We start from the raw sequence: 11,959 nt of genomic DNA on the forward strand, positions 1-11,959 counted from the left end.
GACCGCAAAAGAAATACAATCAAATTTTATAACTGAATTTATCTGCCATATTATGCAATAGCAGTTGCTCCGAAACCCATTGAAACGAATGCCCTAAACGCTTTCTTCAGAGAATCAAACTGGTTTTGCGGGTGGTTTCTTATTCCTCTGGCAAAAGTGGTAAATCACACGCTCTAACTCTAGCAGGATAGGGAATAACCTGATCATATGGCGGTGGATTTAAATTAGCATATAAATCCTGTTTTACCGGTATATCTATAGGATTTCTGTTGCTATCCAGCTGATTTCTTAAAATATCTACAATAAACCTTCCGATCTGCCGTCCAAGTCGCAGCCCCTCGCTTAAATCCACTGAAAAATGTACACCTCCATATAGACGTGAAATAGAATTCTCTTCTGCTAATTTTTTTAATCTTTCAGCTTCTGGAGGAAAAAAGTAGCTTAGAATAACCTCAGCTGTTCCTGATATAACAGAATGTCCTGATGGATAAGCAGGAAATTTTGGCGTACAAATCGCTGTAAGAAGTTTTTTGTCCAACTGATTTGGGCGGGGAACATCCCAAAGGTACTTATAATACCAAGTGATTACAAATGCATCGCTAATTCCTGCCTGAACTGCTGCAAGTACACGAGCCGATTGTACTGGAGTAAACTCATAGGTGTCCAGCAGCCGATCTATAATAGGTGTCCATTGTTTTGTGGCTGGACCCTCCCCCCAATATTCTGCAATCTTTCTTTGCTGCAAGGTAATGTTATTTAGTACATCCTTAACAATGGATAACTCTTTACAAAAATCTATGTTACCTGGATGTTGTATAGTAAATCTAATGTTCTTTCCGTCTAGCGAAACAAATTCTCCACCTCTACTTCTTTTCATGAAGTATAACGGCCCTGAACCAGCAGTTGGGTCAATTCCCTTAGGGAGTTCTACTTCTCCAGCATAAGGTAATTGGGACCACTTTTTTTGAAACTTCTTTTGCTCTTTTTGATTGTTGTATTTATTTATCTTTGCATCTTGTATGTTTTTATTATGAAATCTTATATATTCTACCACTTCACTTGAATATACATATATTGCTTTCTTCACAATGACTCCCCCATTACTATATAACCTGATTATTATAGTATATGAAGGAGAAACGATTTGCGTTACCTAATAAATATTTTTGCGAGGTTAAACTGTATCTTTACATGTAAAATTATTTATACACTCACTTAGTTATATAGAATGTTTAACCGCTAACCCTGCAGCATATCCTATAAGTGCATGGCAATCAAAACCTCCCCAATACAACAACCATTGGACTATTCCATTTTAGATACTGGGGTGCATGAAATTTTTGGAATTGCCTGGACAGGTCAAGGAACTATATACGAAGTTGAAATAAGCCTAAATGGTGGAAACAGTTGGGGACAAACTACGCTACAGCATAATATAAAAGAACCTTACTCTTGGGTTTTTTGGACATATACATGGAATGCTGTCAACCCTGGGGAATATTTAATAAAAGTTAGGGCAAAGGACACCACAGGAAGAATTCAACCCCCTGTAGCAGAATGGAATCGAAAGGGCTACGGCTATAATGCTGAGACAACCTTGAACCTCAAGGTTGAATAAATTTATGATCAATACGACAGCAATGCAAAGGAACGGTTTTTGCTGTCGCATTGGCCTATTAAATATTCATAAAGTCTTATCAGGTACTGATTTCCAATCGCATCCTAAACCTTCTTCTAAGTACTTAATAAAATTTATCCTTTGATGTATTGCTAAAACCCCACTTCTAGGTCAACAAACTAAGTGGCTGACACCAAATCAAAGTTTTGGGTTATCTACTTATACAGGTGGGAGATCAAGCACTACATCCTCCAAATAAACTCGGCTACCCTATCACCTTAGCATTTTTAGGTTGCCTGTTAATTTATTAATCTTTTTCTTTGGCCCATAGAGACATAAGCCTAGATAGTTAATTAGATTTTTGTTTGTTGAAGATAGCTTTATTTCGTAATCATCATAATTTAAAGATTTCTGTGCCACCTCACTGAAACCAATGACCCTAATGTCCGGATCATTATTTTCTAGCAAAATATCATATTCTTTCTTAATTTCTTCTCTAGATAAAGTTAGTATAGGAATAGGTATGTTTGTAATACCTTCATGAATCCTACCATCCCTATCTACCACTTTCTTACCGATTAACTCCCTTGCTTCACTAGCTAGACTAATTCCTAATGCTGCAGTGGTATTTGCGATTATACCCACTGGTAAACTTCCATCAATAATCATCACACATTTCATATATAAATACCTCCTTTATAAAATGATTATAGAGGTATTTTCTATTTCTTTATTGTATAATATTGTCTTATAATTTTAACGATTTATGATATTGAAGGGGGGTTATCCCATAGGCTTTTTTAAATTCCTTTGTAAAATGAGCTTGATCATAAAAACCCGATCTTAGAGCAATATCCACTATATTGCTGCTACTTTTTAAGAGATATTTTCCATAATCAATTTTAAGCTGTAACTGGTAGGCATTAGGAGTAGTATTAAACTTATCCTTAAAACCTTTGATTAATGCAAATTTATTAATGCTAAAACGATCCTCTATATCCTTCAAGTTTAATGATTGAAGAAAATGTTCCTCTATGTAATTTTTGATTATATTGATTTTTCCATTACTTTTAAGTTTAATAGCCACATCACATGTGGTGAATAGCTGAAGAAGTGTGTTTATCAGTTCAATTTCCTTATCAAACCTGCTGACATCACTTTTTAGAACATCAGCAAAATGTTTAATCTGATCAAATTCGTGCTTACCTAGCTTTTTTATACCAATGGAATGCTTTCTATCTAGATCATCAAATATCTCTTTACAAAACTCATTCTCTACATAGATCATCGTAAATTGCCATTCATTAATATTTAAAGGCTGGCACTTATGGCTTACATAGGGATATATAATCACTGCATCACCAGCCCTAATGTCATAATTTTTTCCGTTTACATGTAATACTGTTGCTCCTTTTTCTATATAGCCTATTGATAATTCTTGATGAATATGATCTTTATATGCATGTACATCATTAGCACAGGTTTTAATCTCAACCATATTACATGCCTTTGCTCGATAATAATGTATACCTTTCATAAACACCATCCCACATAAAGTATATAATTTATTATATCACTGATTTAGCCCTTTGAATTATAAATCATATCAGATTAGCGGAGTTGAAGAATCTTAGAATTAAGAAAATGGCAGTTGGCGAGGGAATCTTAGAAATAATAGGGTTAAGTTAACGCCTATGATTAAAGTTTAGTCTTTTCTATGGTAATTGTTTTTTACAACCATATCTTTTAGAAAAAAAGTATAAAAACCAGTATCTAGACACAAACCCAAAAAATATGTTTGAAATAGATAATCCCAGCCATATTCCAATGGTTTCAAGCTTAAATAAGTAGGCTAGTGTATAACTTAATGGAATAGCTAAAATAAAAAAACGAATGGCTGTTGTTATAAACGTAGGTATTCCTCTTCCAATTGCTTGGAAGGAGGCATTACTTACCATTCCCATCCCTATAAAAATATAGCTTAGAGCCATGATGCGTAGATAGCTTGTACCTTGCCTTAATACTTCGCTAATTCCATCTCCAGAGTCCTCTAGAAAAATCATTAATAAGGGCTTTGGGAAAATCCAGACTAAAACTGCCAGTCCTCCCATCACCACCACCGCATAAACCGTTGCTTTTCTAAAGATACCCTCTACCCTATAGTAGTTTTTTGCACCAAAATTTTGTCCTAGCATAGCAATGGTAGCTCCTCCAAAGGCTACCCCCGGTAAAATAGTAATACTATCTATTCGAAAACCTAAAGCATAGGCTGCAACCGCCTCCTGAGAAAAATCCATGGCGAATTTATTAATAAATACCATTGTAAAGGCTATAGCTCCCTGTGCTACAGAAGAGGGTAGCCCTACTGCTAAGACATTTCTTATATACTCCCATTTCCATCGGAAATGATAAGATTTTAATATTATACTGCTTTTATTCTTTAAAATAAATAGAATACCTATACTTACTCCCACTGTCCAAGCAATTGCTGTTGCTATAGCAGCACCAGCTACTTCTAGCCTGGGAAAAGGGCCTATACCAAAAATAAGTAAAGGATCTAATATAATGTTTACAACTGAACTGCTTATTAAAGCAACCATGGAGAGCTGTGTTTTTCCTTCCCCTCGAAAAATACCATCAATGGCAGCTAACAGAAACTTAATAGGCATAGTCATAGCTATAATCATTATGTAGATTTTTGCCATCCTAAAAACTTCCCCTTCTGCTCCAATAAATCTTAACATGGGATTTACAATCGTTATACCGAAAACAAAGAAGAACAATCCCATGGCTACTGCTAGTAGCAATCCATTAGCTGCTGCTAAGAAACTTTTTTCTCTCTCCCCCGCCCCTATATTTCTAGCTATTAAAGAGCTAATCCCTATGGACACACCTGACCCTAAAGATATGCTTAACATAAAAATAGGAAAAGTCAATCCCATTGCCGCAATAGCATCTGTTCCTAATCTTGACACAAAATAAGTATCGACAATATTAAAAAAGGTCTGCATTAACATAGCCATTAAGATCGGTATGGCAAGCAAAATGAAAGTTTTCCCAATCTTACCCTCTAATAAATCTAAGGTTTTTCTTTTATCCTCCACTTTATTCACCCCTAGAGATGCTATAATTTTCTTGTCTAAATTCAAGAAGCCTTACGAATACCTTGTATACCTTTTTCAACGAGAAGCCATTCTTCTTTATCCTTGTTTTTTCTATGTATTCTCATGAAATATTATGTGCCCTTCATTTTACTAAGCCTTCTATATTTTACTATTTAACTCAAAAACCTCGAATCTGCCTAGTCTAGTCAAGTTATTTTTTATCTGTACCTAGCACTGCTATCTTTTTAATTATTATATCCTCTTTAGAGCTAGATACTTCTCCAGAATAAGAATTTAGCTCTAAAGGTATATCTGCTATTTTCTCTAGGGTTGCTTCTCTCTATTTAGCAAATATATATTTTTATGCAATATAGGAAGATATTAGGCCCAACAAAACTGGGGTTTAATAACAAACTGTTTCCTATTTTGATATATTCCCACTTTCTGTTTTAAAAAACATACTCCCTCCGATACGAAAAATATATACATTTCTATGAAAATGTAGACATTTATACTATGGTATGGCTTATATCTTTCAATTTTCGCTTCATACCTTCCTGCTTCTGCGAGTCTAGTTTTGCATAAGCTACTCCTATTTGATATAACTCTGGGTGAACCAACAAAGCGATTCACTCAAAAGCAAAGCTTTTGGTTCTAGATGAACCAACTAAGTGACTGACACCAAATCAAAGATTTGGGTCATCTACTTATCTGCTTTTCCACAGGCTTAAATTCCGCAGTATCGTTGCGTACACATTCAAAGCTTAGTTAGGTTTAAGCTCTTTGAATTTGATAATTTGCTAAGTTAATGCTTGCGTTTAAATCTCTATCTATTTTAAAACCACATTCACAAAGGAATAGTCTATCTTTTAGTTTTAAATCAGATTTGATTTCTCCGCAACAAGAACAAGTTTTAGATGATGCAAACCACTTATCAGCTTCTACAAATTCGATTCCATATTTTTCACATTTGTACTTGATTTGTCTTTTAAATTCATGTAGTTTTTGTTTCGCAATAGCCTTAGCTAAGTGTCGATTTTTCATCATTCCTTTTACATTCAAATCTTCCATTACAATTCGAGATGGCTTGGTTTTCACAATCTCACTTGAAGTTTGGTGTAAATGATTTGTTCTAATATTATTAAGTTTTTTATATAAATTACGAATTGTTTGATTTTGTTTTTGAATGTTTTTCATGTTTTTTAAAGGCTCTTTATAGATTGGTTTTCTATTCTTGTCATAATTTTTTGTGTTGTCTTCAAGTTTACGGCTTAATTTACGCTGTTCTCTTTTTAGCTTTTTCTCTAGGCGTTTAATATTTTTTGTTTTGTTAATGTTTTTCTTAAACTGACTATCAGAGCAAACCGCTAATTCTTTCAATCCAACATCAATACCAAGACTTTTACCAGTTGATTCAAGTGGTTCAAATTCCTGCTTATATCCAATAGATAAAAACCAGTTTCTCCCATCAAAACTAATCTGGGGGTTTAAATATATTTGACCATCTTGCAATTTTGGTAATGGTTGATATGTTTTTACTATGCCAAGTTTTTCACCTCTAAATCCTTCTTTTGTTTTCTTCAAACTTTCATAATTTACATAAAAACTGATTTTGCTTCTTCGTCTGTTTTTGAAACTTGGTTTTTCTGAAATACCTTCAAACCATCTTTTTCGAGCCATATCAGCGTCTTTTACAGCCCGTTTCATTACATTGCTCCCAACTTCACTTAGCCATGTATGTGTGGTCTTTTTTAGGACATTGTTAATATGCTTTCTGACTTCCCTCTCTTTGATAGTTTTTGTATCTCTATTACCTTTAAGATATTCGTTATAATGATTTTGACTTTCTGATAGAAAGTAATTATAAGCCCATCTTGCAACCCCAGCAGACTTCCAAAACAAAACTTCTTGTTCTTTAGTTGGGTTTAGTTTTATCTTTGTCGCCATGATCATTATTTCTCACCTCGTCAATCAAACCTTATTTTCTAAATCATCTTTTTGACTTGGTGTACTAACACGACAGTAACCAATAACCAACTTTTGTACGTTTGATGTTTTACTGAATTGTTTTAATTGTTCAGTAGAATAGTATCTTGTCCCACCAGAGGATACATGGGCTGGTGTAAATTCACCCTTTGCCTCCATTCTTCTTAACGTAACAACATTTACACCAATACGCTTAGCAAATTTACCAATAGACATTAATTCCATGTGTATCACCTCTCTTAATTAATGATATAATATCACTAATTAAGAGATATGTCAGCATTCTTTAGTTTTGTATATATTTTTCTTGTTCACTATAAGTCGCAACCTTATAGCAGTCTTTCTCTTGCGAGTAGACCTCTCATGCTTTCACATGAGCGCAGACTATATCTTCATCTCAATATCTTTGAGATGCGGCATTTTTCTTCCACCATTAGCTTGTGGCTTTACTCTCCCTCAAGGAGATAGTCGTTGAAGGTTTTCCTTATCTACTGACTTAGGGCTTTCCCTGCTAAACATCCATTATCTAAGCACTTAGCGCCCAACGTTTCCTATGTGTCACGATTATCCATTCATAGGTTCTAATTGGATTTTATTTCAGCTTATGCCATCCTTACTGTTTTTTCTGCTTTCGCACCTTTACGTCTACCGTTTCCAGTTCCGCTTTGGTCGTAAGGCTTTAGGAGTTAAAAGCAATTAACACCGAGTCCGCACCGCTCACACGATACGGAGGGTATCCTGTTGAAAATCTATACTTCTATATAGATTTGTATAGTTTTGTTTAAATTTATCGTAACAGTTTTGTTGCCCAAATTCTTTGCACCATTATAATATAACGTTGGAAGGGGCCTGTAAAAGTCTCTTCCTCCATTAAAATCCAAACCCTCCCAATGGATATAGAAGACACTTTTACAGGCCCTTTTTATTTTTATATTCACTTATGATTTAAAAAATTAATCTATAGGTCTTTTCTATTATGCAAACAGAGAAATAGTAAGGGCTATCACGAATCCTACGCCTCCAACCAATGTTTCCATAACAGTCCAAGATTTAAGCGTGGTTTTTTCATCAATATCAAATAAAGACTTGACCAGCCAAAAACCTGAATCATTAAAATGGCTCATAATCGTTGCTCCACCGGCTATCGCTGCAACCATTGCTGCCAAATGAATCTGGGAAAGGTTTGCAATCTCCGGCATAGAAGCCATAACTCCCGCTGCCATGGTCATCGCAACCGTTGCAGAACCTACAGATATTCTAACCAGCGCTGCTACAATGAAAGCCACAACAACAAGAGGCAAGCTGCTTACAGTTACCATGTTACCAATCATTTCTCCAAGACCTGAATCCTGCAGCATCCATCTTAGTACGCCCCCTCCTGCCGTAACAAGTAAAATCATACCTGTAGGTGCAAGGGATTTTGTCATAATCTTTTCTAACTCTTCTTTTGTATAACCGTGCTTGATGCCAAGAATCAGCATAGCCACAAGCGTAGATATAGTTAATGAAATAAATGGTGTTCCTACAAACTTAAAGAATGGTGCTACACCAGAAAGAGCTGGCACTACTCCTGAAACGGTATTTAATAAAATAAGCACAAGCGGAATAAATATAATCCCTACGACTGTCCCAAACTTAGGAAGCTTGGATTCATCATAATCCGGTGTCTCTTCAACACTTTTAGGCACAGGCACATGTATTTTGTTTCCTATATACTTACCAAACATAGGCCCCGCTACAATCATCGCACAGGTCCCAGTTATTAATCCAACAGCAATAACTATTCCTAAATCTACATTCAACATTGTCGCCACCAGCACAGGCCCTGGCGTAGGTGGAATAAAAGCATGGCCTACAGCAAGACCTGCAAGCAGCGGAATACCATAGTAAAGCGTTGATTTTTTCGTGCGTTTTGCAAGGCTAAATGCAAGAGGAATCAAAATAATAATTCCTGCATCAAAGAATACCGGCATAGAAATAACAAGTCCTGTAATACCTAACGCCCATGCTGCTTTATTTTCTCCAAACTTATTAACCATTGTTAGGGCAATACGCTGGGCACCCCCGGATATCTCTAAAATTGCCCCAAACATTGACCCAAGTCCTACCAACAAAGCAATTCCCTGTAGTGTGCTCCCAATACCTTTTTCAATCGTTGCCGTAATCATAGGATACGGCATTCCTACACTTACTCCAATTACCACAGCACTAATAACAATCGCAATCACTGCCTGCATTTTGAAAGCAATAATAAGTATCAATAATACAGCCATGCCCAATAATGCTGCCATAATTAATCTCTCCGGCGATGCTACAAACTCCTGTACCATATTCATTCCCTCTTCCTTTCATGATTATTTAGCTATCTCATCTATGCTCTACTTCATATAACCACCCTTCATTGGTGATACCGCATGTTTTGCAAAGATATTCAATACACCAGAAGTGTATTTTTCTGGTTTAGGCTGCCACTGTTTTTTACGGGCTAATAACACTTGTTCTACTTCCTCAGGCGTTTTTTCCAAACCTTTGATTCCAATAATCCGTAAAATTCTTTTTTTAATATTAATCTCAATTAGATCGTCTTCCTCGACCAATGCAATCGGTCCTCCCTCTGCCGCCTCTGGAGAAATATGACCAATAGCTGGCCCCCTAGAAGCACCTGAAAATCTCCCGTCTGTCAGAAGCGCAATCTGTTTTCCTAACTCTTCATCTGTTGAAATTGCCTCTGTTGTATAAAACATCTCTGGCATACCACTACCCTTTGGTCCTTCATACCTAATAATCACCGCATCCCCCGGACGAATGACTTTTTTAATAACTGCCTCAAGAGCCTCTTCTTCCGAGTCAAAAGGTTTTGCCTTTAAAACAGCCTTATGCATCTCTTTTGGGACTGCACTATGTTTAACAACAGCACCATCTGGAGCAAGATTGCCTTTTAGAATAGCCACTGTTCCGTTTTTTCCGATCGGTTCATCAAAGGGGCGAATCACATCTTCCCGCTTTAAGCCTACTTTTTCAAGGTAAGAGTTGCACTTTTCATAAAATCCGTTTTTCTTTAAATCTTCCAGATTTTCACCAAGGGTTTTTCCTGTTACGGTCATCACATCTAAATGAAGCATACTCTTAATTTCCTCCATAATAGCTGGAACGCCCCCTGCATAATAAAAATACTCCGCTGGCCATTTACCTGCCGGGCGAATATCTAGCAGATAGTGTGCATTTTGATGAAGTTTATCAAACATCTCTGCATCCAACGCTAAACCGAATTCATGGGCAATGGCTGGTATATGGAGTAATGAATTTGTTGAGCCAGAAATAGCTGCATGTACCATGATGGCATTTTCAAAGGATTTCATTGTCACCATGTCCCTTGGTTTTAAACCCATTTCAGCTAATTTAACGGCTTGAGCCCCCGCCCTTTCTGCTATTAGGTTTAAATCCTCACAGGTTGCCGGCATCAGTGAACTTCCTGGCAGCATCAGCCCCAGAGCCTCTGCCATAATCTGCATTGTGGCAGCTGTTCCCATAAATGAACAGGCTCCGCAGGACGGACAGGCGTGATGCTTATAGTAGGTTAGCTCTCCCTCTGTAATTTCACCCCTCTGCTGCATGGCACTGTATGCCCCGATCTGCTCCAATGTCAAAAGGTTAGGGCCAGCTTCCATGACGCCGCCGGTAATCATAACAGTAGGAATATTAATTCTGCCAATAGCCATAAGATGTGCTGGAACGCCTTTATCACAGCTTGCTACAAATACTCCGGCATCAAACGGCGTTGCTCCTGCGTGAATCTCAATCATGTTTGCAATTGTGTCCCTAGATACAAGGGAGTAATTAATACCGTCATGTCCCTGCGCTATTCCATCACAAATATCTGTAGTAAAATAACGAGCGGCTTTGCCCCCAGCTTCATAAACAGCCTTGGCTGCAGTATCTACAAACTTCAGCAAATGAGCACTTCCAGGGTGGCTGTCTCCAAATGTGCTTTCTATAATAATTTGAGGTTTAGCCAAATCTTCTACTGTCCAGCCCATTCCTATTTTCAGTGGATCCATCTCTGGTGCAATTTTCCGTACTTTTTGACTATGCATAGCTACTCTCCTTTTCTCAGCATACATTTTTATATCATCGTTTTCAAAATACATCAGACGTATTTTATGTTGTTATCATACCACCTTTCTTACTTCAAGTCAATAACAGGTCAGTTTTTTCCTATTTATAGAGCATTACCCATTATTGCATTATGGTTCATTCCTCTTTTTTCCTCTTATCCTCGCATACTCATCACACGTATTTTGGATTTTACAGTTAATTTTAAAGTTATAGAAAGTTATAGAATGTTAAAAGCCATCAGATGACTTAGTCGTCTGATGGCTTTTAACATTCTAAACTATTCTTATCTATTGTAATCTAACATTCTTTTCTCTAGACTTCTTCGGTTATATGCTAGATGCAGAAGCATCGCATCATGAGCCTTATTGGGCTGATGTGCCTTGATAGCTTCAAGAATTTCCCGATGGGTCTGGATGGTTTCCTGTTTTAAAATACTATGGGTTAGATCTATAAAAAGAGCAATAGCCGTATTAATAATCGGAATCAGATTCGGCATTACTAAATTTTTACTGCTGCTTGCAATACACGTATGAAACTCTACATCCTTAGCCACATGATTTTCGCCGGCATGAATAAGCATTTCAACCTCATGGCACAATTTAGTCATGCACGCTATCTCCTCATCGCTGGCATTCATGGCTGCCAGAGATGCGATACGCGGTTCTATCATAAAACGAATCTCTATCAAATCTAGTGCCAGCTTATGTTTATCTTTAAAAAAGGTCAGCCCAAGGGGATCATCAGCTACTCCCAATTTCTGGGATACGAAGGTTCCAGCTCCCCTTCTGATTTCTAAAACATTTCGCGATATCAGGGCTTTAATAGCTTCTCTTACAGTACTTCTTCCTACACCAAGTTTTGCTGCCAACTCAAACTCATTAGGCAATTTATCTCCTACATTTAGATTTTCATTTATAATAAAATTGATAATTTCCTCAGAAACTGTTTTTGCCAGAGACTTACTGCTATGGTTTATTCCTTCAGCCATTCTCCCACCTCACTTCTATCTCTTATTATATCGAAATACCATACAATTACAAGAGCCTCTTGTATTCCTTGATATTGAAAAATTTCTTTTCATTTTTTATTATCTGTATTGGGTAAAATGAAAACTCCATTACAAGCAGACAGAAAA

9 protein-coding genes and 1 pseudogene are annotated in these 11,959 nt (G+C 36.7%); 1 reads left to right on the forward strand and 9 read right to left on the reverse strand.

The window, feature by feature from the left end; all coding sequences use genetic code 11:
* Positions 1–139 precede the first annotated feature (139 nt).
* Entirely contained in the window at positions 140–1,087 is a 948-nt protein-coding gene (locus BJL90_RS04900; RefSeq protein WP_236905022.1) for a vanadium-dependent haloperoxidase, read from the reverse strand.
* 180 nt (positions 1,088–1,267) lie between these two features.
* On the opposite strand from BJL90_RS04900, the gene BJL90_RS04905 reads away from it, so the two are divergent.
* Complete coding sequence (locus BJL90_RS04905; protein ID WP_070964817.1) at positions 1,268–1,618, forward strand: molybdopterin-binding protein; 351 nt, start codon at positions 1,268–1,270, stop codon at positions 1,616–1,618.
* Between the two features lie 273 nt (positions 1,619–1,891).
* Here BJL90_RS04905 and BJL90_RS04910 read toward each other — a convergent pair whose 3' ends face one another.
* The 8 genes and pseudogenes from BJL90_RS04910 to BJL90_RS04945 all read right to left on the reverse strand — a co-directional run bounded on the left by BJL90_RS04910 (position 1,892) and on the right by BJL90_RS04945 (position 11,812).
* The gene (locus tag BJL90_RS04910) at positions 1,892–2,299 is read right to left on the reverse strand and encodes a DUF2000 domain-containing protein (RefSeq protein ID WP_070964818.1); all 408 of its coding nucleotides are present in this window, start codon (positions 2,297–2,299) and stop codon (positions 1,892–1,894) included.
* 67 nt (positions 2,300–2,366) lie between these two features.
* Positions 2,367–3,155 carry an AraC family transcriptional regulator gene (locus BJL90_RS04915; protein ID WP_070964821.1) on the reverse strand — a complete coding sequence of 263 codons (789 nt, stop codon included), beginning with the start codon at positions 3,153–3,155 and terminating at the stop codon, positions 2,367–2,369.
* A 178-nt stretch (positions 3,156–3,333) separates the two neighbouring features.
* A complete protein-coding gene (locus tag BJL90_RS04920) occupies positions 3,334–4,722 on the reverse strand; it encodes an MATE family efflux transporter (protein ID WP_070964823.1) in 1,389 nt (462 codons plus the stop codon).
* Positions 4,723–5,496: 774 nt separating this feature from the next.
* On the reverse strand, positions 5,497–6,669 hold the full coding sequence (locus BJL90_RS04925) for an RNA-guided endonuclease InsQ/TnpB family protein (protein WP_472235180.1): 1,173 nt from the start codon (positions 6,667–6,669) through the stop codon (positions 5,497–5,499).
* A 27-nt stretch (positions 6,670–6,696) separates the two neighbouring features.
* Positions 6,697–6,933, reverse strand: a pseudogene (locus BJL90_RS04930) (MerR family transcriptional regulator); the annotation flags it as partial.
* Between the two features lie 749 nt (positions 6,934–7,682).
* Positions 7,683–9,044, reverse strand: a complete 1,362-nt coding sequence (locus BJL90_RS04935; protein WP_418219419.1) for a GntP family permease — start codon at positions 9,042–9,044, stop codon at positions 7,683–7,685.
* Positions 9,045–9,086: 42 nt separating this feature from the next.
* Complete coding sequence (ilvD, locus tag BJL90_RS04940) at positions 9,087–10,802, reverse strand: dihydroxy-acid dehydratase (RefSeq protein ID WP_070972974.1); 1,716 nt, start codon at positions 10,800–10,802, stop codon at positions 9,087–9,089.
* 305 nt (positions 10,803–11,107) lie between these two features.
* A complete protein-coding gene (locus BJL90_RS04945; protein ID WP_070964831.1) occupies positions 11,108–11,812 on the reverse strand; it encodes a FadR/GntR family transcriptional regulator in 705 nt (234 codons plus the stop codon).
* Positions 11,813–11,959 lie beyond the last annotated feature (147 nt).

The sequence above is a fragment of the Clostridium formicaceticum genome, from assembly GCF_001854185.1.
Classification (GTDB): domain Bacteria; phylum Bacillota; class Clostridia; order Peptostreptococcales; family Natronincolaceae; genus Andreesenella; species Andreesenella formicacetica.